Below are 26,077 nucleotides of genomic sequence, written 5' to 3' on the forward strand. Positions count from 1 at the left end.
ATGGGAGAGATGAAACTTTTAGAGATAAATGAATTTACTTATTGACTCTAACGTTGCGTCATACTTTATCGTATGTATTAAGGGGGAGATACGCATGACAATGAGGGTAAAAGAAGTAGCTAATTTAGTTGGGATTAGTGTGCGCACACTGCATCATTACGATGAAATTGGGTTGTTAACCCCAGATGAGACGACAGAGTCTGGATATCGTCTGTATTCCAATGAAAATTTAGAGACACTGCAGCAAATTTTATTTTTTAAAGAGCTAGGCTTCCCTTTGAAGAAGATTAAAGAAATTATCATGAGTCCATCATTTGATCATGAAGAAGCGCTACAGCTTCATAAGAAAATGCTTCTTGAAAAGCGTGCCAGGTTAGATAAGGTGATAGCGACGATTAATAAAACAATTCAGCATACAAAAGGAGAGATTGATATGACGAATAAAGAGAAATTTGAAGGATTTGATTTTAGTCATAATCCGTACGAAGAAGAAGCACGTGAACGATGGGGAGATGAGGCTGTAGATAAAGCGAATAAAACAGCGAAGGGGATGTCTAAAGAGAAACAGGAGGAGTTTAATAATATTTACAGAAATCTAGCAACACTTCGAAATGGAGCACCTGATTCTAAAGAGGCGCAATCCGCAATCGGGGTATGGTACGATTACTTGCAAAACTTTGGTGAATATTCATTAGAAGCCTTTAAGGGGCTCGGTCAAATGTATGTTGCTGATGAGCGTTTTACGAAAAATATTGATAAGTTTGGTGAAGGTTTAGCGCAGTTTATGTGTGATGCGATGGAGGTTTATGCGGATCGTAAGAAATAGTAAAAAGGTGGAGGTTTTCTCCACCTTTTTATTTTTTAATCATGTCATTTAAAGTTTGATCCCCCGTATTGTTCAAATGAGGATTATCGCTCATTTCACGTTTTAACATATCAAGACTTTGTTCATATTCTTTATCGTTTAGGCTACCAGATTGAAGACCTTGAATTTGAGAAATCAACTTTTGGTTTGTTGATACATATGCTTTATAATAGCGAGGAACGATGGACAAAGCAGTTTTATATACTTGATCTGTTACGAGTTTCGGATCCGTTGTGTTTGCACGGTATACAACGAACACTTCGTCGTCGGTAACGAGTGTAGCGGCATTGGTGACGTCAGGAAGTTTGACTGTCATGCTTGTAATCATTTCAGCGACTTTCTCACGGTTAATGGCGCCTACTTGTTTGTTAGATACTTCATGTTTTTGTTTAGATGAATAGCCCACCCTTGTGAGCCGTGTATTTGTATTTTCCGTATGATACATGTCGTTTTTGTTGGAAACAAGAACACGACTTCCTTCTTCACGCTCCATTTCAGCTTTATTAGTTGATTGGCAGCCTGCAAATAAGGAAAGAGTGAGAAGAGAGAGTATAATTTGTTTTTTCACGATGTAGCACCTCCTTCTCCATAGCATGCACTAATTTTCAATTTTTTGTATTTGAAATTGTTGGTTGTTATGCTTTGTGATACGATAAAAAGAAGAATGCTTAGAGAGGAAGTTCATAATGGAGCAAAAGCAAGAGATTCATACTACGGTGAGCGTTAATAATGTTCAGTACGAAGTAATTAAAAACTTTCGTGACGGTTTTAGTGAAGAAGCACTTAAAGAGCGCTATGCAGAAATTTTAAATAAATATGATTATATCGTTGGAGACTGGGGTTATGAGCAACTTAGATTGCGCGGATTCTTTGATGATAGTAATCAACGTTCGACATATGATACGAAAATTAGTACTTTATCAGAGTATTTATACGAGTACTGTAACTTCGGTTGTGCACACTTTGTATTACGAAAAGTGAAGAAATGAAAAAATCCTCTTACGATTGTAAGAGGATTTTTTTTATACTTGCTCACAAACAAATTGAAATAGAATCGCCTTCAGAAAGTAGTGTGTTTGGTTTCATTTGTTGTCGGTTCAATTGGATATGCCCATTTTTAATTTTATCCACAATGATAGTGCGGCTCCAATCTGAAATATATGTGGATAACACTTTATCAATCCGGTGGGAACCGAAAACTATGTCTAATACGATCGTTATTTCGGCTATACCACTTTCTTTGTATTGTGTAATGGAAATGGTAGTACTTGTTTCCGTTTGTTCTTGCTGAGTCATATCGACAGTTTCGACGTGATCAGTAAATGATTTATAAATATGAAGTTTTTGATTCCACGTATGATCTTTCGGACATTTATAAATTGCAAATCGGTATATATTCTTTCCGTTTGCATTATGTCTGCGAATGTTCGTGTTAGTAAATAGGGTAGTGCGTCTGCAATTTTTACAATACTTTTCGATTGTTGCTAGTTCGTTTTCATATAAACTCCAAGAAAGTTGTACTTTCTGCATTTTCCTTCACCTCTTATATTAGTGGCAAAGGAACGTAATACAGCTATTTGGATGTCTTGTAGTATGAAGACATAAGAAGTAGACAAAAATAAAAAGAGATTCCCCCAAGAGGAACCTCCGTAAACATCATACTACAGATGCGTTACGTTCCTTCGTAATGGGAATGGGCAGACTACTCCCTTGAAAAAGCACGGTGCTTTTTTGAGAGTAATGCTATCCAATTGCTGGTCCATTACAAAGTAAATGTTGGCATACGCAGATAACGTCCTTTCTATCCAAATAGATTTGTTCATAAGTATAACACATAAGATTGAAAATTCAAAATATAAATTGTAAAAAAACACCAGCTAACATAGCTGGTGCACCAGATAAATTATATAAGTTCAAATAAAAATGAGCGTAATTCTTCTGCATTTTCTTCAGACATCGAAAATGCATGCTCTAAGTAGCCTTGTTCGTTTAAATCGTCAGGACCAATGATAGCAAATTTGTTGCTTTGCATATCAAGGACTATCGTTTTACCGTAATGACGATCGGAGTATAAAAGCGCTAAATCATGACGCTCATTTTCCCCCAAAAAGCTAACGAAACGAGTTCTTGTAGCGACTGTATCGTCGTACAGAAAGAAACGTTCTTCCATACACATGGCTCCTTTATTAAATATCTAAGTTTAAGTGTGGTTTATGATCTAAATGGTGATGCGTTTTAATGAAACGTACTGTTCTTGTTTTGTAACGCATTACGATAGAATATGTTTCAGCTAAATCTCCGCCAAGGAATTTCACGCCGTCTAATAATTCACCAGCAGATACACCTGTTGCTGAGAAGATTGCATCATCACCAGATACTAAGTCATCTAACATAAGAAGTTGACGAGGATCTTCTAATCCCATTTCACGACAACGAGCTTCTTCTTCTTCGTTCATTGGAACTAAGCGAGCTTGCATTTCACCTTCAAGGCATTTTAATGCTGCTGCAGAAATAACGCCTTCTGGAGCTCCGCCTACACCTACGAATAAGTCGATACCTGTTCCAGGTAAAGCTGTAGCGATTGATGCACCAACATCTCCATCACCAAATAGTTTTACGCGTGCACCTTTTGCACGAACACGGTCAATAATATCTTGATGACGTTCACGTTCTTGGATGATAACCGTTAGGTCACGAATTTTTTTATTGTTTGCTTCTGCTACAATATCAATTGTTTTTTCAATTGGATCATCTAAGCTAATTTTACCAGCTGCTTTTGGACCAACCGCGATTTTTTCCATGTACATATCCGGAGCATGAAGAAGGTTTCCTTTATCCGCGATTGCAATAACTGCCATTGCATTTGCAAGACCTTTTGCAACGATGTTTGTGCCTTCTAATGGGTCAACGGCGATATCTACTTCTGGACCGTTACCTGTTCCTAGTTCTTCACCAATATATAACATCGGTGCTTCATCAAGTTCTCCTTCACCAATTACAACTGTACCTGCCATGTTTACTGAATCGAACATATCACGCATAGCTGTAGTTGCTGCATCATCTGCTTCGTTTTTCTTTCCGCGGCCCATCCACTGTGCGGATGCTAAGGCTGCTGCTTCTGTTACACGGACAATTTCTAGTGCGAGTTCACGTTCCAAGGTTGCATTCCTCCAATTTCAAAAATCATACAAATATAACTATAACAAATAACGAGGAAAAGGTGAATTCGAAAAATTGTCGATTTTTTCAGAAGAAAGCGTTACAATTAAAATGTAAATGCTTTAATTTCCAGGTAGGTGACATTCATGTACTTCGTAGACAGAAAGAAAATAGAACAAATGCTAGTATGTTTAGAACGAGCAACAAATACATTTCAAGAGAAAAAGACATATGAAACCGAGTTTGAATTTTACGCATTAGAGCGCATGGCGCATCTTATTATCGATTGTATATTAGATGTAGGGAATGCGATGATTGATGGATTTATTATGCGCGATCCAGGAAGTTACGAAGATATTATTGATATTTTAATGGACGAGAGAGTTATAAGTGGAGAAGAGGGAGCGCATATTAAAGAAATTATTCTTCTTCGAAAAATGCTTACGCAAGACTATATTCAAATGAATCATGATGAATTATATAAGACAATTCAAAAACATATCGCCGTGGTAGAGAAATACCCAGCGAATATTCACAGTTATTTAGAAAAGGAATTAGGACCTGTATCTGCATTTGTACCAGAATAATTGTGCTTATAAGATCCCCGGGAATTCCTTTGGGGATCTTATATTGTATAGGAGAAAGAAAAGGGAGAAGGGTGAGCTATGGGGGAAGCACGTACTACGAGAGAAGAGATTGTACAATTACTGAAGATAAAAGGAGAGCATACTGTAGCAGAATTAGCCGAAGCTTTAGAAATTACAGAGATGGCGATTCGTCGACATTTAAGTAAACTAGAAAATGAAGAGCTAATTTATTCAAAGATGGTAAGGCAGCATGTTGGACGACCAACATATTTGTATGGATTAAGTCAAAAGGGAGAAGATACATTCCCGAAAGAATATAAGCAGTTTGCTATTGAAATATTAGATGATTTAGCTCGAATGGGCGATGAAAAAATACTTCGTTACGTTTTACAAGCGAGAACGAAACGAATGGAAGAACAGTTAAAAAAGAAGATAAGTAACCAAAGTAATTTAGCGTATAAAGTACAAGAAATAGCTGCTATGCAAGAGAAAAATGGTTATATGGTTCAAATAAAGAGAGATGGGGAACGCTCTTTCATACTTGAAAAGCAAAACTGTCCGTTAAAGGAAATAGCGGAGAAATACCCGCAAGTGTGTGAAGATGAAAAAGATATGTACAAGCGGTTATTTACAGGTGCAAATGTGAAAGCGCTAACGAACATGTGCGTGGGCGATTGTAATTGTTCGTACCAAATAAAAGAGAAAAAATGAACGTTATGGGACGCTTTAGGGTAAAGCGTTTTTTTCTTTTGAAAAAGGGGTTAATATAAGAGTGGTATGATAGGTGAGAACGTTAGCATAGAAGGAGAGACAAACAGATGTATAAAGGCTATTTAATTGACTTAGACGGTACAATGTATCGTGGTGAAGAACAAATTGAAGAAGCAAGCGATTTCGTAAAAGCGTTAGGAGAGCGCGGTATTCCATATTTATTCGTTACAAATAACTCAACTCGTAAACCAGAACAAGTTGCAGAAAAGCTTGTTCGTTTCGATATTCCAGCGAAAGCGGAGCAAGTATTCACAACGAGTATGGCTACAGCGAACTTTATTTATGAGCGTAAACAAGATGCGACTGTATATATGATTGGTGAAGAGGGCTTACACGCTGCTCTTGTGGAAAAGGGATTTGAAATTGTGGATGAAAATCCTGATTTCGTCATTGTTGGTTTAGATCGCGATATCACATATGAAAAATTAGCAAAAGCGTGCCTTGCTGTGCGTAACGGTGCAACGTTTATTTCAACAAATGGGGATATCGCAATTCCGACTGAACGCGGATTATTACCAGGTAACGGTTCATTAACATCAGTTGTTGCAGTATCAACAGGTGTGGACCCAATCTTTATTGGTAAACCAGAATCAATCATTATGGAACAAGCGTTAAAAGTGCTTGGCATAGGAAAAGAAGAAGCTTTAATGGTTGGGGATAACTACGATACAGACATTTTAGCGGGGATAAATGCTAGTATGCATACCCTTCTTGTCCACACTGGAGTAACAACTGTGGACAAGTTAACAGAATATGAAGTACAACCGACGCAAGTTGTGCACAACTTGACGGAGTGGATTGAGAAGATGTAATGAAATGCAGGTAACCGGAGGAGGTTGCCTGTTTTTTTATGCATAATTGCATATGTACTGTAGTTATATAAAATGTAGAATTTATATGTATTGATATAAAAAGGGAGGGAATAAGAGTGTACTGGATGTCATGCATTATGTTTGTTTTTGCATTATGTGTTTTGTTCTTTGTTCTATGGAAGATATATAAAATAAATGCAATGAAAAAAAGAGCGGGAAAACTTATTGCAACATATCCTCGGGTGAAACGGCGTTGGATTGCATCACTTGGACCGGCGTATTTCATCGGACAATGTATGTATACATATGCTCAGTACGTAAGTGGTGATATTGGTACAATTGAACAATTTCTCGTTCAGTCAGGTAGTTATGCTGTAGTAAGTTGTTTTATGACTTTAATAGCTATCCATCTGATTAAAAGTGTACAAATATATGAAAAAGGTGTAATAGACGGATTGAACTTTTATTCATACGAAGAATTAAAAGGCTATAAAACATCAACATGGGAAAATCCAAAAGAAAATATATTTTTATATCGCGGGCGAGAAAAAATGAATGATAATGTGAATTTACTTATTAGACAGGAAGATATGAATGAATTAGAAAGCATTCTTCAAAGGTATATTCCGAAATTGATGATGAAATAAAAACTCCGGTTGTTATAACCGGAGTTTTTTTATTAAAACGCACGATTCACTACGTCTTTAACTTCTTCAAGATATTGTTTACGCACACTGTCATCCACAGAAGGAACACTTGTATAGAATGTATGCTCCAGTGTTTCAATGCCTGTAAATTCAAAAATACCAGCATCAGTTGTTTTTTTCATTGCATCAAACATACCGCCTGCTGTGTATACTTCTTTCGAATTTCCCATCGTAGATAATAACAATCCTTTTTTACTGCTTAATAACTTTTCAATACCATTCTCACCGTAAGCATAAGCGAAGCCGTGGCTAAATACACGGTCAACGTATCCTTTTAAAATAGCAGGAAGACCCGCCCACCAAACTGGGTAAATGAATGTAATACTATCAGCCCAAGAGATATGCTTTTGTTCTTCTTTAATATCTTCTGGTGTGTTTCCTTGGGAAAATGAGATGAAATCGGAAGCGCCTAATACTGGATTGAAGTTTAATTCGTATAAATCACGAACGCGTACTTCATGACCTTTTTCTTCTAATTCACTTTTTACAGTTTCTAAAATTGCATGGTTGAAGCTTGCTGTATTCGGGTGTGCATAAACGATTACATGTTTCATTGTTCTTCCTCCTAATTGTGGATATGTGAATAGTTTTTATGTATTCGTGTAACTATTATGATTACTTTCGTTGCGAGAGTAAACTTTTCTGACGTGAGAAATAAAGTGAAACTTTAATCGGTGGGAGTCTTACGGCCCATTAATATAAATGTTAGTATGTGACAAAAAAATACAAAATAGTAGGGATTTTGCATTTCTGAATAGAATATATAGATTGGTAAATAGAGAGAAGGGGATATTGGGATGAATATTATTGAAATTGAAGGGTTAGAAAAATCGTTTGATATTGGGGATAGTAAAGTAAAGATCTTAAAAGATATTAATGTTCAAATTCAAAAAGGTGACTTTGTTTGTATTATGGGGGCAAGTGGATCGGGTAAAACGACTTTACTTCAGCTGTTAGGTGGATTAGATATTCCATCGGTAGGTAGTATTCGAGTTGATGGTACGGAGATTTCAACATTAAAAGAAAAAGAGCTCGCTTTATTTAGAAGGCATAAAATCGGTTTTATTTTTCAGCAGTTTAATTTAATTCCAGTGTTTAATGCGGAGGAAAATGTAGGGTTGCCTTTACTATTAGATAATGTTTCGCAAAAGAAGGCAACTGTGACAGCAAATCGTTTATTAGAGCTCGTTGGATTGAAAGGAAAAGAAAAGCATTTACCAGCACAGTTATCAGGTGGGCAACAGCAAAGGGTTGCGATAGCAAGAGCTTTTGCAAATGAGCCGGCTATTATATTAGCAGATGAGCCAACAGGGGCGTTAGATTCAGAAAACAGCAAAAATATTATCGCGGCACTTCGCAATGCATGTGATGAATTAGGGCAAACAGCTGTCATTGTAACGCACGATCCGTTCGTAGCGGCCCATGCTGATAAAGTCGTTTTCTTATTAGATGGTGAGGTGATTCATGAGCATACTGAAAGTAAAGGGTGGAAATTTCGAAATATCCCGCAACAAGTTACTCACATTCAAGAGATTATGAATCGTCACTTTAAAGTAGGAGGTAAAGGTGATGCGATGGGTAATTAAGTATGCGGTAAAATCGATGAAACAAAATTGGTTGCGAAATATGTTGATTGCCCTCGGTGCAGCTTTAGGTGTTATGTTAGCGACGATGTTATTACTAGGTAATCAATCAGTAGAGCAAAGTGTGAAGGAACAAGTAGTAAGTCGGTATGGAGATTATAATTTACAATTTGGCTATATAAAAAATGACATGTATTTAAATAATGAAAGTTTAAAAGGAATAGATGGCTTAGAAAATGCTGAAAAAATATCAAAAGCACTTATACCGTATCCTTTTCCACATTATAAAGAACTATCGGGAAAGCCATCTTATTGGGGTGTTGAGCAAGATTCTCCAGAAATGCATTCTTATAAAATATTAGAAGGACGATATCCGAAAGAAGGTGCTGAAGTAGCACTGACAAAAGGGTATACAGATCGTGAAAATATACGGGTAGGAGATACGATTAAACTGCCATTCCCGCAGCATGGAGAAAAGAATGTGAAAGTCGTCGGGATTTTAAATCCACCGCTAATGGCAGCAATGGGGCATAGTGCTTATTTTCCAATACATTGGCTTCAAAAAGAATTAAATCTATCAAATCAATTCAACCTCGTTCAAGTGAAAACCGCCGATGTAAATGTGAAAAGGGCAATTGCTCTTGATGTAAATAAGAAGATAGAAAATATAAAGGTGGATCAACGTACTTATGTTGATAAGGCGTTTGAACGACTAAATGTAATGAAGCCGTTAATTTTTAGTTTAGGTGGTATTGCTTTATTTGTTGTAGCTCTTTTAATAATGGGAAGTTTCTTCTTATCTGTTAGAAGTCGATTTAAGCAATGGGCATTATTACGTGCACTCGGTAGTAACCCAAATCAAATTATATTAGTCGTTTTATTAGAGGCTTTATGCATCGGAGCAATCGGATCGCTAGCAGGGGTTATTCTTGGGGCAGGTACGCAAACAATTGCAGCATCATTCATCAACAAATGGGTGAATATTGAGGGGGCAGGTAAAGCATCATTCTCGATTTCAGGTGAGATTTTACTCATTACGTTTTTACTAGGCGTTGTTATGTCTATCGTAGGGGCCATTATACCAGCTTTCATGGTTAGAAAGATTCCACCAGTTCAAGCACTTCGCCCAGGTCTTCCTAGTAATGAGAAAAAAGAAAAGAGATGGAGTGCTTTTAGCCTTAGCATTTTAATCATTGGTACTGTTATTGGACTAGCAGGTAACGTATTAGAGCAGTATATCGGTTTTAATCCAAGTGCGATAGGAGCGCTGTTATTTGCAGTTGGTTTGTTATTTGCAATTCCGTTCTTTATTCGTATGATAGCACCAGTGATTGCAAAACCGTTTCAAATGATATTACGAATTGAAACGACGATTAGTAGCCGAAATGTAATTCGTTATCGAAATAAGGCAGCTGTATCGGTTGCTATATTAGCATTTGGTTTTATGTTAGCCCTTGTTGGAACGATGTATGTAAATTCTATGTATGAAGGTACGAAGAAAGGATTACAAAAACATTTACCAGCGGACTTAGTAATAAGAATTCCGGTAGAGTCGCAAGGAATAGAAACATTACCGTTTAGTTGGATGGAGAAGGTTAGAAAAATTGATGGTGTGGAATCATGTGTTGGGAATGCTACTGACTTTACAGCAAAGCTTGTGAATTATGACTTTAAACAAGCGAATCAAGAATGGTATGAATTTGCGAAAAAAAACAATTTGAACTACGATTCAATGGAAGTTGTCGGTAACGATATTGTAGCGTACCAGAAAGTAACAAAGGCGAAAGTGATTGCAGGGCAAACTTTAAGTAAGCCGTTACAAGATGGTGAGGGAGTCATTACGAAGGAAGTGGCTGAAAATTTAGGACTTCAGTTGCATGATACGATTGAAGTACAAGGAAAAGGGAAAGAAAAACAAACGATTAAAGTCGTTTCGATTATTGAGCAAGGATTAAGGTTAAGAGGGTTAGATATTTTTGTAAATGAACAATGGGCTCGCGATAAGTTTCACGTACAAGGATATGAAGCGATTCAAATTATGACAAATTCTAAACAATCATTTGAAGCGATTAAGAAGCAAGTAAAAGAAATTACAAATAATAAAGAGAATGTAGAAGTTATAAACAGTTATGATTTATTGAAAGAACAAGAACAGTTATTATCGCAAATGATGATGTTAATTCGCTTGTTAGTTGTAATTGTTTTCATTATTTCTGGTATAGGGTTAATGAATGCGATTGTCTCAAGTTTACATGAAAGACGTGCTGAAATTAGTATGATTCGTGCGGTAGGAGCTATTCCGAAGCAAATGAGACGGATTGTTTTATTAGAGGGCACTTTACTTGGAGCGATAGCTGGTTGTATTGGGGTTTTAGGTGGTATTGTATTTAGTTATATTGTGTTATCAAGCTTAGAGTTAACGGTTATTATCATTCCGTATAATCAAGTTTTAATATTGGCACTAGCTAGCATTATACTCGGAGCAGGAGCAGCAATGATTGCTTCATTACAATTAAGAAAGTTTAAATTGAGTGATACTTTAAAGGAGTTATCAGCATAAAAGATTACTATATCCCGCTCATACAAAGTACAAAGAAGACGAATAAAATGATAACAATACCAATGCCAAAGTTAAATACAAGAGTACTATCCATATATGTAACCTCCTTGTTTGAAAGTAAAAAGCACTCTGGCTGGAGTGCTTTTTATTATCCGAATCTGTCGCAACGAACGCTGCAACGTATAGAAAGGGAATAATGGGTTTAAGAGTTATATTAATTTATGCATTAATTTTGTAAATGAGCAGGTCCTGCTCAGGTATAGAAAAAAGACACTCTTTCGAGTGTCTTTCATGATGACAAAACGTGCCAATTGCTTGGGTTTGATAAGACGTTAATTTTCCGGTTAACAGTCTTTCTTAATCAAGAAGTGTAACAACAGCGATTCAAATAAATTTTAGCATTTTTTAAAGGGGTGTGCGTATGTAACTATGCATATTACGATTAGAGGAGAATCAAGTTTGGAAAATGAATGAGTAAATACATATAGATTAGTAGAGTATTTGATAAGGAGCGAGATGAATGGATATACATAAGTTAACAGAAGAAGAAGCGAAAGAAATAAATACGTGGAAGTATGAAAATCCCTATACGTTATATAGCTTTTCGGGAGATGCTGAAGTAATAGAAGAGTTGCTAGATGGGACGTATTACGGTTGTTGCGGAGAGAATGGAGAATTCATCGGCTATTTTTGTTTTGGAGAAAATGCACAAGTGCCAGGGGGAAGAGATGCTAATTTATATAGGGGAGAAGATGTAGTAGATATTGGGCTTGGGATGAAGCCGGAGTTAACAGGAAAAGGGATGGGGGAAATATTTTTTCAAGCGGGAATAGCATTTGCTACTGAGGAATTGAATTCGAAAATGTTTCGACTGAGTGTAGCGACATTCAATAAGAGAGCGATTAGGCTGTATAAAAACATTGGATTTCAAGTAGGACCTCTTTTTTTGAGCCGTGGAAGAGAGTTCATGCTTATGGAATATGAAAGGCCGTCAGTGTGAAACTGACGGCCTAGATACGTTATTCCGAATGCTCAGCACGGTGCGCTAAACGACTTGAAGCAGCGGCAGCGATTCCGCCAACGATATCATCAAGGAATGTGTGAACTTTTCCAGTTGATTTATCATTTAAGTATTCTAAAATACCTGGCTTTAATTTATCGATATATCCAAAGTTCGTGAAACCGATAGAGCCGTACACGTTAACGATTGAAAGTGCGATGACTTCATCGATTCCATATAGTCCTTCATCGCGTTTTACGATATCTTGTAACGGTTGACTTAATAGTCCTTTTTCAGCGAGGACATCAAGTTCAATGCCTGTAATAAGTGCGTTTTGTACTTCTCGTTTGGATAGTACACGCTCAACGTTATAGCGACATTCTGACATCTCTAAATTTGCATGGTATTTCTTTTGAAGAAAATGAACAAGATCAGCAATATCGTCAATTGTTACACCGCGTTCTTGTAATAGTTGTAATGCTCTTTCTTGTAGTTGATTTGAGTCTTTCATGTTTATCACCTTTTTTTCTTTTTAGTATTTGTATACGTTTCGTTGCTTTATCATGTGCATAGGAATGAAAGGCGAGCACAAGCTCATATATATAAAGAAAAACCATAGGTGGCGACTGCGATGATTCAGCATATTTATGAGCATTATCACATGCATGTTAAAGAATTAATCCCCCTTGGCCCCTATAAAAGCTTTTGGATTCGCAACAAAATTTATGTACTTGTTCCAATTGGAGAAATGGAGGAAGAAGTACTTGTAGAGATGAAAAAGCTCAGTGATTATATGAACCAGCAAGGGGATATAACTGTTTCGACTTTCGTTCCGACTATACACGGCTACTATGTAAGTGAGATAGAAGAAAAAAATTACTGCTTATTAAAAGGTATGCGTATGTTAGAGCGACATGCTACATCATTAGGAAGTGAGCTTTCTATATTCCATAAACGTGGCGCATTCTTTCCAGAAGAAGTTGAGCAATTAAGCCGCATTGGTGAATGGAAAGCATTATGGGAAAAAAGGCTCGACCAATTAGAAAGGTTTTGGCAATCGCAAGTGATGAACCATCCTTCAGACGTATTCGATCAATTGTTTATTGAATCCTTCCCGTATTACTTAGGAGTTGCAGAAAATGCAATTCAATATGTTGTCGATACAGAAATGGACGATACACCACAAATAACTGACGCAGCAACAATTTGCCAAGAACGATTTACACCTTTATTATGGCAGCAAACGAAGCGTTTAAAACTTCCTTTTGATTGGGTATATGATCACCCAAGTAGAGATATAGCAGAATGTATTCGCTATATGATGATAGAAAAAAAGAAAGATTGGGAGCAAACGGTAGTTCAATTCATTACAGATTATGAACGTAATTATTCGCTCTCTTCATTTGGTTGGCGCTTATTATTCGCAAGGCTTCTGTTCCCGCTTCACTACTTTGAAACGATTGAACGATATTATCAAACAGGAAACGAAGAACAAAAAGGCATATATAGAGCCCGTTTAGAAATCATTTTACATGATGTGAAGCGCACTGAGCAATTTATGAATCATTTTTACGAGTCATTTCGTTTACCTGTTGATAAGTTAGGCATTAGGAAATTAGATTGGCTGTCTTAAAATGAAAAAAGAGACCGGGTGAGGTCTCTTTTTTATATATCACAATTGTATGTAATACATTATGCCCCTACCTGTTGATCTGCACATATATTTAAAATGAATTGATGTCTTTCGATTTTTTCATTTACTTTACTCAATAATTCTTGCTGGATTTCTTTAAATAAAAATTGATAACTTGCATTCCATGTTGGTATAACGGATGAAAGGTCTAATAAATACTCTTTTTTCTTTTCTAGTTCTTGAATTGTTAAGAAAGTGTTCCCCATTCTTGGCATGTGTCGTCCCCCTATGTTTTTTTCTGTATATGTGTGAACGATTCTATAGTATTAATTATCGCACTTTTTGAGAAGGATTTCCAATTTTGTTTTATGATGTTAAAGGGGAAGTGTTATTTGAATAAAAAAAGAGACCCATTTGGGTCTCTTTCTAGGAAGCGATTCTGAACGAGCCGCTTCTGCTTTTAGATATTGTCTAGCTCCAGCGGCTAGAACAGTCGGCCATTTCGCGCCTTCCTGTGAGGCAAAAAGCGCCTCTTCGTCAGGAGCTCCAATGACCTTCTGTTCTGAACGAGCCGCTTCCGCTTTTAGATAATGTCTAGCTCCAGCGGCTAAAATGTTCGGTGGCTTCGCTTCTTCCGCCGAGGCAAAAAGCGCCTCTATGTCAGAAGCTCCATCCTCCTCACATTTTGGACGAGCCGCTTCCGCTTTTAGATGTTATCTAGCTCTGGTGGCTAGCTCTTCGTGTCTAAGAACCTTCCGCATAAGAAGGCAAAAAGCGCCTTCTATGCGAAAGAACCTTAGCCAGTCAGAGCTGAACGAGCCACCGCCGCTTTTAAATTAAAATACTTGTTCTACTTCAATAACGCCTGGTACTTCTTCAAGTAGTGCGCGTTCGATACCAGCTTTTAGTGTGATTGTAGAACTTGGGCAGCTTCCGCATGCACCCATAAGGCGTAATTTTACGATACCTTCTTCAATGTCTACTAATTCAACGTCTCCGCCATCGCGAAGTAAGAATGGACGTAATTTATCTAATACCTCTAGTACTTGTTCTTGCATATGTGGGTTTTCCATTTTTATCGACTCCTTTCATCAGTTTTATTATAATCAAGATAGAGGGGAAAATCTATTTTTTCTCTTCTTGTTTTATTGTCAAAATATTATATCGTGTGTACAACGTGTTTTTTCAGTATAGGGGTATGGAATAAGTTTGTAAAATGATGTGCTTATGTACTAAGACATCTGAATATACTGTTAGGGCAAGAAGTGGGGGAGAAGAAATGGTTAATGTGCAAGTGTATGGGACGAAAGTAATTTGTGCGAGCTGCGTTGGAATGCCATCTTCAACAGAAACGTTTGAGTGGTTACAAGCGGCGATTGGTCGTAAATATGAAGGACAAGAAAATAAATTTAATTTCGAGTATATTGATTTTCAACAAGAACAAGAAGATGAAGATAAAAAAGCATTCGCAGAGCGCGTAGTGGAAGAAGATCTATTTTATCCGGTCGTTCTTGTAAATGGAGAAATTGTTGGAGAAGGAAATCCTCGTTTGAAGGATGTTTACGAAGAAATCGAGAAATATTTATAAAGCAGGAAGCCTTTGCGAATTCGCAAAGGCTTTTTTTAATGGAGGGATAGATGTGGAGAATGGAATAAAACAAGTTTTACCAGAAGAAGTAAAGCAATTAATGGAGCAGTACATAGTAGAATTAAAAGAAATTTTTTCGGACGAAAAAATAGTCGGGGTATATATTTACGGATCAATCGCGCTAGGAGCATTTCATATAGAAACGAGCGATGTTGACTTTGTTACGGTAATAAGTGATTCCGTGAATGAAGCTGAAAAACAACAAATTATAGAACTGCATAAAAAAATTAGTAAAAGTACGTTAGGTAAAAGAATGGACGGTATGTATATTCCGCTTGCTGACTTGGGGAAATACAATGATGAAATGAATGAGTACGTGTATTGTGCAGATGGTAAGGCTGATATTGGTCATTGGGATATTAACGCGGTCACATGGTGGACATTGAAAAATCAAGGTATTACAGTTAGCGGGAAAGAAGTAGAAGACCTTTCCTTTCAAATAAAGTGGGACGATGTAGTAAATACAATGAAATACAACGTAGAACATTACTGGCTTGAAAAAGCGAAGCATCCTTATTTATTTTTCATAGAAGAATGGGTAGAATCAGCTGTCGTTACGATGGGACGTATTTTATATACGTTAGAACATAAAACAATTGTTTCAAAAGATAGAGGATTACAATACATGTTGGAACTTTACTCTCATAAGTGGGATCCTTTATTAAGGGAAGTAGAGCGAATGCGGCATAATCCAAAAGAAAAGCGAATAATCTCAAGGTGGAGAAGGGCTGATATGACGAAGAGGTATTTGCTGCATCTAATTGAAGCATGTAGAGAGAAATGGTAGGGAAAAACAGACGATACAGTAAATTGTATCGTCTGTTTTTGTGTTAAAATTGGTATATAATGGTTTGAAAGGTTTAATTATACTGGAGGGGATAGGATGAACACAGAATTAGCTACATATGAAGAGAAGAATATACAAATGAGTATGCTCGAAGTAATTAGCATTATAATAATTACTTTTGGGGTAATGCATGGAATGGGTTTTTTGAACTTTTTATATGACTCCTCATTATATCCATGGTATGTAGACCATCTTATCCCACCCTTTACGTTTTGTACGATTATTGTAATGTATGCACCAGCAAGAAAGTATTGTTCACAGCTAGTAAAATCACTACAGTTCAATAATTTTAAACATTATGTAACAATAGTAATGACGATGATCATACTGCTTATATATCTTGCGGTATTAAATTTAGTTTTACCACAGGGGCTTAGTGTGGATGAGTCAAATATAGTAATAGAGCCTACTATAAGTGAAATCATTTTATACGTAGTTGTACTCACCATTTTTGCACCGATTTGGGAAGAACTTTTATTTCGGGGGATATTTTTCACGAAATTATCTCAGCGCTTCTCTACACTTACTAGTATTGTTATAAGTGCTTTTATATTTACTTTAGGTCATCCCCTTACTTTAGGTAGTATGTTATATATTTTTGGTATAGGTGTATGTTTAGCCTACACATATAAGAAAACAAATAATTTACTCGTTCCATGGGGAATTCATTTATTAAATAATTCATTTTTTATATTAGTAAATTTTCAAATGTAAAAAGACGCCTTTTTGAAAAGGGCGTCTTTCCTATTTTGCAGTAGGTAGAAAAGGCTTTACAAGTATTATGTAGAGGAAAGATAATAGAAAAAACATGTGTATGGGGGAAGACGATGAGTAAATATAAATTACATATAGACAAAGAACAATTATGGAGAGGTTGCATCTTAAAGTCGATTGCAGATGCAATTTTTGTAGCACATGCTCCTGATTTCTCACATGAAAGTTCATGGGATGGATTTAACTATAGTATGCAAGATAGTCAAGGCGGAAGAGGGACAATTACTTTTGATTCGAAGTACACAATCGTATGTCTTCAAGATGTGAATAGTGAGAGAATTGATGAGTGGATTGATGCGGAAAATTATTTTGAAGGGGCACCTTCGGAAGTGATAGAAATTGCTAAAGAGGAAGCACTCCAATACGTATTAGAGGAGGTAGAGGGGGAAACAGTTCCTTTCATTACGACGGCATTTTGGATTGAGGATAGCGGTGCATATTCAATTGATTCATTTGAAGAGATGGAAGAGCACGGTGGATTCTTATTAGAAATCCCATTACTTGATACGGAATCTGCAATAGAAAGATTGGAAGAAGAGTATGAACTGACAGAGGAGCAAATGGATCTGTTACAACTCGTGTATGAGAGAAAAATCAAAAATCCAAACGAGAAAATTATGTTGTCTAAAGAAGAAGTAGCGATGATTGGAACTGATGATGGCGAAGGGTTGGAAGTGAGTAAGAAGTCGTTTGAAGAAATGAATATTACTTGGGCGTTGTAGGAGAGGATAAAATGTTTCCAATTGGTGAGCAACCGAGGATTATAAAGGACTTGGAAAATGTTACTGCTAGTTTAGAAGAATTAGCGATTGAGGGGAAAACAAAAAATATAGAACGATTAGCATCTTTACAAGTTAAGAAGTTATGGGTTTTCGCAGTAAATCAAAAGCAATTTGAGCATATTCTTACGTACGCTCGTCCAAATATATTGTACGTTTACGAAATGAGGGTCGAGGATTTAAGTAGCCTTCAAAAATTATCTGATTTACAACAGTTGTATATGTGCTGGAATACAAAAGCGAAGACGTTATGGGATATTGCGTATAATAAAAAACTCAAATCCTTACTAATTGATGATTTTTCTAAGCTAGAAGATTTAACTGCTTTAAGTAAGTGTCCGCAACTCAATACCTTTTACATGGGTGGTGGAATAAATACAACGATGAAAGTACAAACTTTACAACCACTCGCTGCATTACAACATTTGAAAAAGCTTACCCTTATGAACTTAAAGGTTAAAGATGATTCGTTAGAACCTTTAATACAATTAAAAAATTTGCGAGAGTTAAGTTTATCTAATCAATTTAAAGTGGAAGAGTATGCAAAATTATCTGTAGCATTGCCATATACGGAATGTAAGTTTTTTAAACCTTACGTATATATGAACGATGCAATAGAAGGGAAAAATATAATGGTGATTGGGAGAAGAAGGACATTCCTTAATTCGAAAACGGATACGGTAAAGATGCAAAAGTATGAAGAACAATTTAAAAAGTTACAAGAGGAATATAAAGCACTAGTAGAAAGCACAATGTGAAGTTACATTGCACTTTCTACTAGTTTTTTCATATACATATCAACTTCATGAAAGAAGACTGGCTCTTTCTCCTCGGTATTAAGATGAACAGCACAATGCAAATATTGCTGTAAGTAGCGATTAGCTTGTTCGTACTGTTTTAATTTGTAGAAAGAGAAACAGGTAAGAAGCAGAAACGCTTTTTCTTGTAATATTGGAACGACAGCTAGTACAGGAGTTATGGAATGTATAGTTGTTTTTATTAAAGTTTTATATGAAGCCCACGTTTGAAACCAGTCGAAAATAGTAGAAAGGTAATTCGGAATGTCGATAGTTTCATGTGAAACATTATGTAATAACTGGTTCTGTTTCATATGTATAGGCTCTATCCTTGTTCGTAGAATGCAATCGAATATTGAGATGTTTTCTTTTACTTGTAATTGGTCCGTAATAAGTTGCGGGAGACCAATTGGATGAACACCTATATTTATATAGAAATCATCTCCAAACTGGCTTTTTTGTATATGAATGATCTTATAAAATCCGTTATCAGCTTTGGAAAATGTATGTCTTTTCTTCTTAAATCCAAGTGGTTTTAAAGCAGCGTGTAAATTTATCCCGCATTAACGGGCAGTAAGACTCTCACTTCAAAATTCGGCGAATGCGAGGGAGTTAGATGGGAGATCAACTGCCCGTAAAAGCCCGATTGGTGAAGGCTAATAATCAGTGGGGGATGAACAAAACCCCCACTGATTAAAGTTTCACTTTATGAGGGAGAAAATCTTATGATTAACCACAATAAAATTAAACAACTTTTAGCACATGTAGATCGCGCTGAGGATAATGAAATTGAGTTAGAGTGTGAATTTGAACCAATGACAATAGAATTATTTAATAGTGAAGAAATAGAAGAAGGGCAACTTGGTTATAGCTTTGATGATGAAGGGCAAAGCTTAATCGGGAATGAAGACGGAGAGTGGAAAGACGGTTGGATTGTAATTGGGATAGATTCCTATCTCGGAGACCCGATCTTTGTAGATAGTAATGATGAGAATTGTCCGGTTTATACAGCTATGCATGGTGAGGGAGATTGGGAGCCAGAATGTATAGCTAAGCGTATAGAAGATGTTATTGAGAAAGTGAAGGGTAATGTGGGATAGTTGTGTAAGTGGAAATATGTTTGAAATAGTAGAGAGCTAATTTGTGAAGTCTCTTAAGTCGAGATTTTAGGCTAGGTCATATTACAATAGTAGTTTAATAGGAGAAGGGTGTGTCAAAATGATTTTGATACATCCTTTTTTGCGAATATACAAGATGTTTAACATAGTGTATTAAATGTCTTATATATGAGTATTCTAATATATTTAATAGAAAAATGGAATATAGAATGGATAATTGTCGGAATGTATTCGATTTTTGTTCATTTTTATGAAATATAACTATTTTTTGTTAGATTCCTTCTTTTTATAGATATACAATAAAGTTATATAGAAATAAGAGAAGGATGATGTACGTGAAGGACACTGTTTTACAGGAAGCGATAGCTCCTAAAGAGTTACATAAAGTTGTGAGAAATAATACTGCATATTACGACTTTAAGTGGGGGAAAGCAAAAGATCCCGAGAAGGGAAATAGTTGGAACTGGATAGCCTTTTTCTTCCCATTATTGTGGTTAGCTTATCGCAAAATGTATAAATTATTTATTATTATTGCATTAGTAGGAGTTCCTACTTTAATTACCTCTGTTTTTATAGATATCCCGATGTGGATCGATTTTATTGTTTATTTCGGAACTATGCTATTTACTGGATGGCAAGGGAATCGTTTATATTACAAGCATACAGTTCGCGTTTTACATAAGGCAAAAGAGTTATCTGATGCACAACACAATTATTACTTCCAAACAAAGGGTGGCACTCATGTTGGGATTATGCTTGGATTAAATGCGTTATTATTTGTAGTATTTGGTGCAGCTGGTTATGGGTTATCGTATTTACCGACGGAACCGAATATAAAAGATGTAGTTCGTTTAAGTGATGAAGGGATTACATTGGAAGTTTTTACTGATGATCCAAAATGGACGTATGTAAAAAAAGAAGGACGTTTTGATATAGTAGAATTTACTGGTTATGATTATGAGGAAAAAAAGGATGTAAAGATTAAGTTCGCTGTGTATTTAGATAAACAGAGATTTGAATGGAAAGAAATTTATTTAAACGATAAAAAGTTAAATGAAGAAGAAGCAGAAGAGTATCAATTTTATATTGAAGAAAATGCCTGGTATTAATATAAATAGATAATGATGTATCGCAAAAAGAAGAGTCTAATGAAGATTCTTCTTTTTATTTATGAGAAAGGATATGTAACAAGAAGAGAAAAACATTAGTAAACAAACACCATACGAATTGAAATTTTGTAAAATACAATAAAAAATGAGAATTCCAGGTAGGCTTGTCAATAACGTAAGACTATGGCACTATAAAGAAATGCTGTACAAATTTTATTTATCGAGATGTAAACATCAATTTTGATTTTTACGTATAAATAATGAACGGAGGAAATGAATTTATGGCTACTTTACCAAATTGTCCAAAATGTAATTCAGAATATACGTATGAGGATGGCGCTCTTTTCGTATGTCCAGAATGTGCCCATGAGTGGGGTCAAGAAGCGGAAGCTGAAAGTAATGATGGTGCAAAAGTTGTAAAAGATGCGAACGGAAACGTTCTTCAAGATGGCGATGCTGTTACTGTCATTAAAGATTTAAAAGTAAAAGGAACTTCTTCAGTTGTAAAGATTGGTACGAAAGTAAAGAGTATCCGTCTAGTTGAGGGAGATCACGATATTGATTGTAAAATCGATGGTTTCGGAGCTATGAAGTTAAAATCACAGTTCGTTAAGAAAGCGTAAGATTAGCAAAGAAAAAAGACGCTCTGTAAGTAACTTGCAGAGCGTCTTTTTTATGATTGTACTTCAACTTCTTTCAACTGGCACCGCTTATTAAAGAACGTTTTATAACCAAGCTGTAAGAAGATAATAACAGAGAAAGCTGTACTTCCAGAAATGCCAAGTATAATCGCAATTTGATATTGGATAGCTGTAAATGGTGATACACCGGATAAAATTTGTCCTGTCATCATGCCTGGAAGACTTATAATTCCCATTCCGACCATGGAATTAATTGTTGGTAAAATAGCAGAATCGAAAGCGTCCCGTATGAGCGGAGCAGCTGCTTGTTTTGGAGTTGCGCCAAGCATAAGTGCACCTTCAATATGGTCTCTTTGTGATTTCATACTGTTTAAAAAGGTGTTTGCCCCGAGGCAAATACCTGTCATAGCGTTACCGATTAGCATGCCGGCAATAGGAACGATATATTGCGGAGCATACCAAGGATCGTGTCCGATAATGACAAAGATAAATAGTAGAAGAGGGCCAATTGATCCAGCGATCATGGAGAGGGCGGCTACTCGTTTTAATTCTTTTGACATAGGAAGGTTTATTCGTTTATAAATGTTGAAAATCGCAAATGTAGTAATAGAAGTAATGAGAGCTATTGTATAAAACGGATTACTATTTTCAAATATGTATGTAAGAACATATGCGACTAGTACGAGCTGAATTGTCATACGTAATGTAGCAATTGTAATTTGTTTCTCACGCGGTATTCCTTTTAATTTCACAAGCCCGATTAAAATAAGGATGAAAATATATGCAGCTGCAAGTTGCCAAATTTGTAGTTCAATAACGCCCTTCAATTGATAGCACTTCCTTTCTAGTTGCACCGTTTGTTTTACTAATTTCAATAATATCGTCTGCGATTTCTTCTGGAAGTTGTTGCGAGTGCGTGATGAAGATAACTGTTTTTTTCTTTTCTCTTGCCAGTAGAGTGAATTGTTTCATAACGCGGCGTTCTGTGTCACCATCTAGTGCCGAAGTTGGTTCATCTAATAAATAGACGGGCGGATCCATTAGTATAATACGAGCGAAAGCAAGTCTTTGTTTTTCGCCACCTGATAAAGAAGAGGCGTTATCTTCTAATTTTTTATCTAGGCTAACAGTCGTTAATGCGCCTTGCAGGGCGTCGTCATTTGGAAATGGCTTTTCAGAAAATCGAAGTCCCATTAATAAATTATCTTTAATTGTTCCATCAAAAATAGGCGGAGTTTGTCCGAGCATGACAACTTCACGGCGTAATTGAATGGGAGGATAATCTAAAATAGATTTTCCGTTATATTCAATTGTGCCAGATGTTGGTGATTGTAAATCGTTTAACATGCGAAGTAATGTGCTTTTACCACTACCACTTTCACCGATAATACAAGTTGTTTTTTCTTTTTGAATCTGTAAATAAGGAATGTGTAGAATATCTTTATATATGATGTCTTTTAATATAAACATAAATTGCTCCTTTCTGATTCTAGTTATATCGTATCAAAAAGGGAGAAAAATAGAAAAATAAAGTCTCTTTAGAAGGAACATCTTTTTTCTTTGTTTTAAAACTTTGCGCGTGGCAGGAAAAGGCACTGACCGATCCTATACATAGCCAGTCCCTCTCGACCATTTAAAAAAATGCTTTTCTGTCGGTTTTTTCATAGAATGACTGAGTAGTTACAAAAAATGAATAGAAAAAGGCTGTCTACTATGTAGGCAGCCTTTAAAGTATTAACCGTTATGATATTTATACATCCAAAGAAGACCGGATTTTAATAATCTCGGTACACGTCCCATTAATGGTTGGTTTGCTAGTAAACCAAATCCGTGTTTTTTGCCGAGAGAACCGAGAACACCTTTTAATTTAATAACAGGCAGTTCATCAGGAAGGGGTTCATTATTCCAACGTTTTAATAATATTTGGACAATTTGTTCTCCTTGACCTTCAGCAAGTTGAGCAGATGGTGCGTGTGGAAGTGCTGCACAATCTCCTACGACATAAACGTGCTCGTTATTTGGAATATTGTGATATTTCGTTAAAACAACCCGTCCGCTACCATCTTGTTCTACTGGAAGGTTTCGAACAACTTCATTTGCTTGAATACCAGCTGTCCAGACGATTGCATCACATTCAAGTGGTTCATCATGGTTGTATACAATGTTTGGTTCCACTTTTGTAATGTTAGAGTTTCGTATAATGGTAACTTTATGTTTTACAAACCATTCTTCTACGTATCTACTTAATTTCTCTGGATATGGGAATAAAATTCTATCTTTTCGATCAAATAAATAGATTTTTAAATCTGAACGGCTTTCGCGAAGTTCACTTGCCACTTCAACGCCGCTTAAACCAGCCCCAACGACAGCTACTGTTGCATTTGGTTCTAAGCTATTTAATTGTTCATATGTCTTACGTGTTTGTTCAATTGATTGTAGGCTATGTGTATATTCCTTTGCCCCAGGAACGTTATGATATTTATCTTCACAGCCAAGCCCGATAATTAAATCATCATATTGAATCGTTTCACCGCCATCGAGATGAACGGCCTTCGTTTCGAGGTCAATATTTGTTACTGTTCCGTATTGAATATTGAGACGTGGGTGCTCAGGAAACGGTATGCGAATATGCGTTTCTGAAATTGTACCCGCAACTAATGCATAATATTCAGTTTTAAAGCAATGATATGGTACTTTGTCGATTAATGTCACTTGTACATCATCTGGAAGTTGGTTGCTTGGAAGTAGCCGCTGCAGAATTCTCATTCCACCGTAGCCACCACCTAGTAGTACGAGGTGTTTCATGATGGATTACCCCTTTTCTGTTGAAATATCCCCTAATCATACAATTTTATATTAATAAAATATTTTGACTTTACACAATCAAATTATATCGAATTTGTGAACAAATAACAATGCATGAATGAATACTCTGTTGTACAATAAGAAGAAAAGTAAAGTAAGTGGTTTTCATTTTCTAGTTACTATTTACTATTTCATTATGAGTAGTATGTTATATAAAGAAGACCATCTATTATGAAGTGAAATAGTGAAGTAACTAAATAGTTTAGAATATATAACGAAAACAACAAGAAACAGCTTAGTTTTCTTCTTATAAATAAAGTGGAATGGTAACAAGTAGAGAGGGTTACTTATCCGTTTCGCAAATTAGGTATGCACATACCATATAAAGTAAATGGTAATTTGTTTAGAGATACAGGGGGGAGAGAGTTTTGATTAAACCATTAATCGAATTTTGTGTAGGTAACCTTGCAAGCGGTTCGCAAGCAGCTTTAGAAAAATTAGAAAAAGATCCTAATTTAGACGTAATGGAATATGGTTGTTTAGGATATTGTGGCATCTGTTTTGAAGGTCCATTTGCACTTGTAAATGGTGAAGTTGTACAAGGTGCAACAGTAGAAGAACTTGTAAATAATGTATATGATTATATGGATGAAAATCCAATGTTTTAAAGCGTTGCAAACAGGCAACGTTTTTCTTTTTTCATTTATCCCGCTATTTGCGGGTAGTAAGACTCCCACCTCAAAATTCAGCTGAAGCAAAGAAGTTAGGTTGAAGCCCTGTTGCCCGTCCCCAGACTGATTAAAGTTTCACTTTATTAGGAGTGTTTATTTCGAAAAAAAAAGCCCTTTTAGAAGGGCTTTTTTCTTACACGATTTGTGTAAGAACGGCCTATTGCCAAAACACTGTCAAATATGAGAAACGGGGGACATTCATATTGTGTTCTAAAAGCATGCATTTTATACTTGAAATAATAAATTATTTTTGGAGTGAATAAAAATGAGCCAATTTTCTTTTACAAAAATGCATGGTCTTGGAAATAGTTATATATATGTAAATATGTTTGAAGAACAAATTAGAGAAGAAGATTTAGCAATTGTAGCGGAAAAGGTTTCAAATATTAATACTGGTATTGGTGCAGATGGAATGATTTTAATTTGTCCTTCTGACGTGGCACCAGTAAAAATGCGCATGTTTAATAACGATGGCTCAGAAGGAAAGAGCTGTGGAAATGGTTTACGCTGCGTAGCGAAATATGCGTATGAGCATAAACTAGTAGAAGGTAAAGTTTTCACAATTGAAACGTTAGCTGGTATTGTTACGGCAGAAGTAACGGTAGAAGATGACAAAGTTACATTAGCGAAAATCGATATGGGAGCACCTCGTTTAACACGTGAAGAGATACCGATGCTTGGTGAAGGAGAAACACCATTTATTCGTGAAAACTTCTTATACAATAATCACCGTTATGCATTTACAGCTGTTTCAATGGGGAATCCACATGCGGTTATTTTTGTTGATGATGTAGAAAAAGCGCCTCTTACAACGTTAGGACCGGTTCTTGAGACGCATGAAATGTTCCCAGAGCGAGTGAATGTTGAATTCATCGAGATTTTGAATGATGAAGAGATGAATTTCCGCGTTTGGGAACGAGGATCTGGTGTAACACAAGCTTGCGGGACAGGAGCATGCGCAGCTGTCGTTGCGGCAATTTTAAATGGGAAAATGGAACACGGTAAAGAAATTACGGTTCACTTAGCAGGCGGCGACTTAATGATCGCATGGACAGAAGAAGGAAATGTATTAATGAAAGGACCTGCGGAAATAATTTGCCGCGGAGTGTATGAGTACAAGATAGAAGCGTAAAGATGTATAATAGAATGAG

The 26,077-nt window shown here is 36.2% G+C and carries 32 protein-coding genes; 20 read left to right on the forward strand and 12 right to left on the reverse strand.

Features of this window, described 5'->3' with window-relative positions:
* Window positions 1-94: 94 nt before the first annotated feature.
* Window positions 95-826, forward strand: a complete 732-nt coding sequence (locus MKX66_RS22415; protein ID WP_002143625.1) for a MerR family transcriptional regulator — start codon at window positions 95-97, stop codon at window positions 824-826.
* A 28-nt stretch (window positions 827-854) separates the two neighbouring features.
* On the opposite strand, the gene MKX66_RS22420 is transcribed toward MKX66_RS22415, so the two are convergent.
* Window positions 855-1,433 carry a YhcN/YlaJ family sporulation lipoprotein gene (locus tag MKX66_RS22420; protein WP_002015915.1) on the reverse strand — a complete coding sequence of 193 codons (579 nt, stop codon included), beginning with the start codon at window positions 1,431-1,433 and terminating at the stop codon, window positions 855-857.
* Between the two features lie 118 nt (window positions 1,434-1,551).
* Between MKX66_RS22420 and MKX66_RS22425 the strand changes: the two genes are divergently transcribed.
* On the forward strand, window positions 1,552-1,854 hold the full coding sequence (locus MKX66_RS22425) for a YutD family protein (RefSeq protein ID WP_002015914.1): 303 nt from the start codon (window positions 1,552-1,554) through the stop codon (window positions 1,852-1,854).
* Window positions 1,855-1,897: 43 nt separating this feature from the next.
* Here the strand turns inward: MKX66_RS22425 and MKX66_RS22430 are convergent, their stop codons facing one another.
* The 3 genes from MKX66_RS22430 to glpX form a co-directional block, all read right to left on the reverse strand.
* On the reverse strand, window positions 1,898-2,395 hold the full coding sequence (locus tag MKX66_RS22430) for a cytoplasmic protein (protein ID WP_326996210.1): 498 nt from the start codon (window positions 2,393-2,395) through the stop codon (window positions 1,898-1,900).
* A gap of 373 nt (window positions 2,396-2,768) precedes the next feature.
* Entirely contained in the window at window positions 2,769-3,035 is a 267-nt protein-coding gene (locus MKX66_RS22435) for a DUF3055 domain-containing protein (protein ID WP_002015912.1), read from the reverse strand.
* Window positions 3,036-3,051: 16 nt separating this feature from the next.
* Window positions 3,052-4,023 carry a class II fructose-bisphosphatase gene (gene glpX, locus MKX66_RS22440; RefSeq protein WP_002015911.1) on the reverse strand — a complete coding sequence of 324 codons (972 nt, stop codon included), beginning with the start codon at window positions 4,021-4,023 and terminating at the stop codon, window positions 3,052-3,054.
* 147 nt (window positions 4,024-4,170) lie between these two features.
* Here glpX and MKX66_RS22445 point away from each other — a divergent pair, with 147 nt between their 5' ends.
* The 4 genes from MKX66_RS22445 to MKX66_RS22460 all read left to right on the forward strand — a co-directional run bounded on the left by MKX66_RS22445 (window position 4,171) and on the right by MKX66_RS22460 (window position 6,841).
* Window positions 4,171-4,611: a DUF86 domain-containing protein gene (locus MKX66_RS22445; protein WP_002015910.1), complete on the forward strand. Its 441-nt coding sequence runs from the start codon at window positions 4,171-4,173 to the stop codon at window positions 4,609-4,611.
* 78 nt (window positions 4,612-4,689) lie between these two features.
* Window positions 4,690-5,322: a helix-turn-helix transcriptional regulator gene (locus MKX66_RS22450; RefSeq protein ID WP_341087158.1), complete on the forward strand. Its 633-nt coding sequence runs from the start codon at window positions 4,690-4,692 to the stop codon at window positions 5,320-5,322.
* Window positions 5,323-5,429: 107 nt separating this feature from the next.
* Window positions 5,430-6,194, forward strand: coding sequence for a TIGR01457 family HAD-type hydrolase (locus MKX66_RS22455; RefSeq protein ID WP_002129729.1), 765 nt, complete (start codon window positions 5,430-5,432; stop codon window positions 6,192-6,194).
* 116 nt (window positions 6,195-6,310) lie between these two features.
* Window positions 6,311-6,841, forward strand: a complete 531-nt coding sequence (locus MKX66_RS22460; protein ID WP_215590333.1) for an iron ABC transporter substrate-binding protein — start codon at window positions 6,311-6,313, stop codon at window positions 6,839-6,841.
* 32 nt (window positions 6,842-6,873) lie between these two features.
* Here MKX66_RS22460 and MKX66_RS22465 read toward each other — a convergent pair whose 3' ends face one another.
* Window positions 6,874-7,455, reverse strand: a complete 582-nt coding sequence (locus tag MKX66_RS22465; RefSeq protein WP_215590331.1) for an NAD(P)H-dependent oxidoreductase — start codon at window positions 7,453-7,455, stop codon at window positions 6,874-6,876.
* A gap of 243 nt (window positions 7,456-7,698) precedes the next feature.
* Between MKX66_RS22465 and MKX66_RS22470 the strand changes: the two genes are divergently transcribed.
* The 3 genes from MKX66_RS22470 (at window position 7,699) to MKX66_RS22480 (ending at window position 12,044) form a co-directional block, all read left to right on the forward strand.
* Entirely contained in the window at window positions 7,699-8,487 is a 789-nt protein-coding gene (locus MKX66_RS22470; RefSeq protein ID WP_012261926.1) for an ABC transporter ATP-binding protein, read from the forward strand.
* Window positions 8,471-11,044 carry an FtsX-like permease family protein gene (locus MKX66_RS22475; RefSeq protein ID WP_341087161.1) on the forward strand — a complete coding sequence of 858 codons (2,574 nt, stop codon included), beginning with the start codon at window positions 8,471-8,473 and terminating at the stop codon, window positions 11,042-11,044. The genes MKX66_RS22470 and MKX66_RS22475 overlap by 17 nt, the downstream gene beginning before the upstream one ends.
* Before the next feature lie 520 nt (window positions 11,045-11,564).
* Window positions 11,565-12,044 (forward strand): GNAT family N-acetyltransferase, encoded by a 480-nt coding sequence (locus MKX66_RS22480; RefSeq protein WP_002015903.1) that lies wholly within the window; start codon window positions 11,565-11,567, stop codon window positions 12,042-12,044.
* 19 nt (window positions 12,045-12,063) lie between these two features.
* On the opposite strand, the gene MKX66_RS22485 is transcribed toward MKX66_RS22480, so the two are convergent.
* Window positions 12,064-12,555 carry a phosphatidylglycerophosphatase A family protein gene (locus MKX66_RS22485; RefSeq protein WP_078179370.1) on the reverse strand — a complete coding sequence of 164 codons (492 nt, stop codon included), beginning with the start codon at window positions 12,553-12,555 and terminating at the stop codon, window positions 12,064-12,066.
* A 120-nt stretch (window positions 12,556-12,675) separates the two neighbouring features.
* Here MKX66_RS22485 and yutH point away from each other — a divergent pair, with 120 nt between their 5' ends.
* Window positions 12,676-13,677, forward strand: a complete 1,002-nt coding sequence (gene yutH, locus MKX66_RS22490; RefSeq protein ID WP_002089339.1) for a spore coat putative kinase YutH — start codon at window positions 12,676-12,678, stop codon at window positions 13,675-13,677.
* Window positions 13,678-13,736: 59 nt separating this feature from the next.
* Here the strand turns inward: yutH and MKX66_RS22495 are convergent, their stop codons facing one another.
* Both MKX66_RS22495 and MKX66_RS22500 read right to left on the reverse strand, forming a co-directional pair.
* Window positions 13,737-13,952 carry a hypothetical protein gene (locus tag MKX66_RS22495; RefSeq protein ID WP_001137788.1) on the reverse strand — a complete coding sequence of 72 codons (216 nt, stop codon included), beginning with the start codon at window positions 13,950-13,952 and terminating at the stop codon, window positions 13,737-13,739.
* Between the two features lie 561 nt (window positions 13,953-14,513).
* Window positions 14,514-14,750 (reverse strand): NifU family protein, encoded by a 237-nt coding sequence (locus tag MKX66_RS22500; RefSeq protein ID WP_000431159.1) that lies wholly within the window; start codon window positions 14,748-14,750, stop codon window positions 14,514-14,516.
* 206 nt (window positions 14,751-14,956) lie between these two features.
* Between MKX66_RS22500 and MKX66_RS22505 the strand changes: the two genes are divergently transcribed.
* The 5 genes from MKX66_RS22505 (at window position 14,957) to MKX66_RS22525 (ending at window position 18,483) form a co-directional block, all read left to right on the forward strand.
* Window positions 14,957-15,265, forward strand: a complete 309-nt coding sequence (locus MKX66_RS22505) for a YuzD family protein (RefSeq protein ID WP_000248598.1) — start codon at window positions 14,957-14,959, stop codon at window positions 15,263-15,265.
* Between the two features lie 52 nt (window positions 15,266-15,317).
* Entirely contained in the window at window positions 15,318-16,112 is a 795-nt protein-coding gene (locus MKX66_RS22510) for a nucleotidyltransferase domain-containing protein (RefSeq protein WP_341087164.1), read from the forward strand.
* A 96-nt stretch (window positions 16,113-16,208) separates the two neighbouring features.
* Window positions 16,209-16,886, forward strand: coding sequence for a CPBP family intramembrane glutamic endopeptidase (locus tag MKX66_RS22515; protein ID WP_151305059.1), 678 nt, complete (start codon window positions 16,209-16,211; stop codon window positions 16,884-16,886).
* Window positions 16,887-16,999: 113 nt separating this feature from the next.
* Window positions 17,000-17,668 (forward strand): hypothetical protein, encoded by a 669-nt coding sequence (locus MKX66_RS22520; RefSeq protein WP_193652079.1) that lies wholly within the window; start codon window positions 17,000-17,002, stop codon window positions 17,666-17,668.
* Window positions 17,669-17,679: 11 nt separating this feature from the next.
* A complete protein-coding gene (locus MKX66_RS22525) occupies window positions 17,680-18,483 on the forward strand; it encodes a leucine-rich repeat domain-containing protein (RefSeq protein ID WP_193652078.1) in 804 nt (267 codons plus the stop codon).
* 2 nt (window positions 18,484-18,485) lie between these two features.
* On the opposite strand, the gene MKX66_RS22530 is transcribed toward MKX66_RS22525, so the two are convergent.
* Window positions 18,486-19,079, reverse strand: a complete 594-nt coding sequence (locus MKX66_RS22530) for a DUF4304 domain-containing protein (protein WP_215591323.1) — start codon at window positions 19,077-19,079, stop codon at window positions 18,486-18,488.
* A 168-nt stretch (window positions 19,080-19,247) separates the two neighbouring features.
* Here MKX66_RS22530 and MKX66_RS22535 point away from each other — a divergent pair, with 168 nt between their 5' ends.
* From MKX66_RS22535 to phnA, 3 genes are all read left to right on the forward strand, one after another.
* Window positions 19,248-19,622 (forward strand): hypothetical protein, encoded by a 375-nt coding sequence (locus MKX66_RS22535; RefSeq protein WP_088033149.1) that lies wholly within the window; start codon window positions 19,248-19,250, stop codon window positions 19,620-19,622.
* A 353-nt stretch (window positions 19,623-19,975) separates the two neighbouring features.
* Window positions 19,976-20,749, forward strand: a complete 774-nt coding sequence (locus MKX66_RS22540) for a DUF2628 domain-containing protein (RefSeq protein WP_044439506.1) — start codon at window positions 19,976-19,978, stop codon at window positions 20,747-20,749.
* 281 nt (window positions 20,750-21,030) lie between these two features.
* On the forward strand, window positions 21,031-21,372 hold the full coding sequence (gene phnA / locus MKX66_RS22545) for an alkylphosphonate utilization operon protein PhnA (RefSeq protein WP_002089332.1): 342 nt from the start codon (window positions 21,031-21,033) through the stop codon (window positions 21,370-21,372).
* Between the two features lie 50 nt (window positions 21,373-21,422).
* Here phnA and MKX66_RS22550 read toward each other — a convergent pair whose 3' ends face one another.
* The 3 genes from MKX66_RS22550 to MKX66_RS22560 form a co-directional block, all read right to left on the reverse strand.
* Complete coding sequence (locus tag MKX66_RS22550) at window positions 21,423-22,217, reverse strand: ABC transporter permease (RefSeq protein ID WP_002191065.1); 795 nt, start codon at window positions 22,215-22,217, stop codon at window positions 21,423-21,425.
* Window positions 22,201-22,860 carry an ABC transporter ATP-binding protein gene (locus tag MKX66_RS22555; protein WP_002191064.1) on the reverse strand — a complete coding sequence of 220 codons (660 nt, stop codon included), beginning with the start codon at window positions 22,858-22,860 and terminating at the stop codon, window positions 22,201-22,203. The genes MKX66_RS22550 and MKX66_RS22555 overlap by 17 nt, the downstream gene beginning before the upstream one ends.
* A 264-nt stretch (window positions 22,861-23,124) precedes the next feature.
* Window positions 23,125-24,195, reverse strand: a complete 1,071-nt coding sequence (locus MKX66_RS22560) for an NAD(P)/FAD-dependent oxidoreductase (protein WP_002015890.1) — start codon at window positions 24,193-24,195, stop codon at window positions 23,125-23,127.
* A gap of 428 nt (window positions 24,196-24,623) precedes the next feature.
* Between MKX66_RS22560 and MKX66_RS22565 the strand changes: the two genes are divergently transcribed.
* A complete protein-coding gene (locus MKX66_RS22565; protein WP_002015892.1) occupies window positions 24,624-24,863 on the forward strand; it encodes a YuzB family protein in 240 nt (79 codons plus the stop codon).
* 328 nt (window positions 24,864-25,191) lie between these two features.
* Window positions 25,192-26,058: a diaminopimelate epimerase gene (dapF, locus tag MKX66_RS22570; protein ID WP_002015893.1), complete on the forward strand. Its 867-nt coding sequence runs from the start codon at window positions 25,192-25,194 to the stop codon at window positions 26,056-26,058.
* The last annotated feature ends 19 nt before the right edge of the window (window positions 26,059-26,077 follow it).

Origin of the sequence: Bacillus sp. FSL R9-9530 (assembly GCF_038008145.1) — a bacterium.
Lineage (GTDB): Bacteria > Bacillota > Bacilli > Bacillales > Bacillaceae_G > Bacillus_A > Bacillus_A mycoides.

Coding starts and splice junctions, on each gene's coding strand:
- MKX66_RS22475 (WP_341087161.1), top strand. CDS start 8,471: ATGCGATGGGTAATTAAGTATGCGGTAAAATCGATGAAACAAAATTGG.
- phnA (WP_002089332.1), top strand. CDS start 21,031: ATGGCTACTTTACCAAATTGTCCAAAATGTAATTCAGAATATACGTAT.
- MKX66_RS22430 (WP_326996210.1), bottom strand. CDS start 2,395: ATGCAGAAAGTACAACTTTCTTGGAGTTTATATGAAAACGAACTAGCA.
- MKX66_RS22425 (WP_002015914.1), top strand. CDS start 1,552: ATGGAGCAAAAGCAAGAGATTCATACTACGGTGAGCGTTAATAATGTT.
- MKX66_RS22415 (WP_002143625.1), top strand. CDS start 95: ATGACAATGAGGGTAAAAGAAGTAGCTAATTTAGTTGGGATTAGTGTG.
- MKX66_RS22480 (WP_002015903.1), top strand. CDS start 11,565: ATGGATATACATAAGTTAACAGAAGAAGAAGCGAAAGAAATAAATACG.
- MKX66_RS22535 (WP_088033149.1), top strand. CDS start 19,248: ATGATTAACCACAATAAAATTAAACAACTTTTAGCACATGTAGATCGC.
- yutH (WP_002089339.1), top strand. CDS start 12,676: ATGATTCAGCATATTTATGAGCATTATCACATGCATGTTAAAGAATTA.
- MKX66_RS22515 (WP_151305059.1), top strand. CDS start 16,209: ATGAACACAGAATTAGCTACATATGAAGAGAAGAATATACAAATGAGT.
- MKX66_RS22465 (WP_215590331.1), bottom strand. CDS start 7,455: ATGAAACATGTAATCGTTTATGCACACCCGAATACAGCAAGCTTCAAC.
- MKX66_RS22455 (WP_002129729.1), top strand. CDS start 5,430: ATGTATAAAGGCTATTTAATTGACTTAGACGGTACAATGTATCGTGGT.
- MKX66_RS22555 (WP_002191064.1), bottom strand. CDS start 22,860: ATGTTTATATTAAAAGACATCATATATAAAGATATTCTACACATTCCT.
- MKX66_RS22435 (WP_002015912.1), bottom strand. CDS start 3,035: ATGGAAGAACGTTTCTTTCTGTACGACGATACAGTCGCTACAAGAACT.
- MKX66_RS22505 (WP_000248598.1), top strand. CDS start 14,957: ATGGTTAATGTGCAAGTGTATGGGACGAAAGTAATTTGTGCGAGCTGC.
- MKX66_RS22560 (WP_002015890.1), bottom strand. CDS start 24,195: ATGAAACACCTCGTACTACTAGGTGGTGGCTACGGTGGAATGAGAATT.
- MKX66_RS22495 (WP_001137788.1), bottom strand. CDS start 13,952: ATGCCAAGAATGGGGAACACTTTCTTAACAATTCAAGAACTAGAAAAG.
- MKX66_RS22525 (WP_193652078.1), top strand. CDS start 17,680: ATGTTTCCAATTGGTGAGCAACCGAGGATTATAAAGGACTTGGAAAAT.
- MKX66_RS22485 (WP_078179370.1), bottom strand. CDS start 12,555: ATGAAAGACTCAAATCAACTACAAGAAAGAGCATTACAACTATTACAA.
- MKX66_RS22520 (WP_193652079.1), top strand. CDS start 17,000: ATGAGTAAATATAAATTACATATAGACAAAGAACAATTATGGAGAGGT.
- dapF (WP_002015893.1), top strand. CDS start 25,192: ATGAGCCAATTTTCTTTTACAAAAATGCATGGTCTTGGAAATAGTTAT.
- MKX66_RS22450 (WP_341087158.1), top strand. CDS start 4,690: ATGGGGGAAGCACGTACTACGAGAGAAGAGATTGTACAATTACTGAAG.
- MKX66_RS22500 (WP_000431159.1), bottom strand. CDS start 14,750: ATGGAAAACCCACATATGCAAGAACAAGTACTAGAGGTATTAGATAAA.
- MKX66_RS22445 (WP_002015910.1), top strand. CDS start 4,171: ATGTACTTCGTAGACAGAAAGAAAATAGAACAAATGCTAGTATGTTTA.
- MKX66_RS22470 (WP_012261926.1), top strand. CDS start 7,699: ATGAATATTATTGAAATTGAAGGGTTAGAAAAATCGTTTGATATTGGG.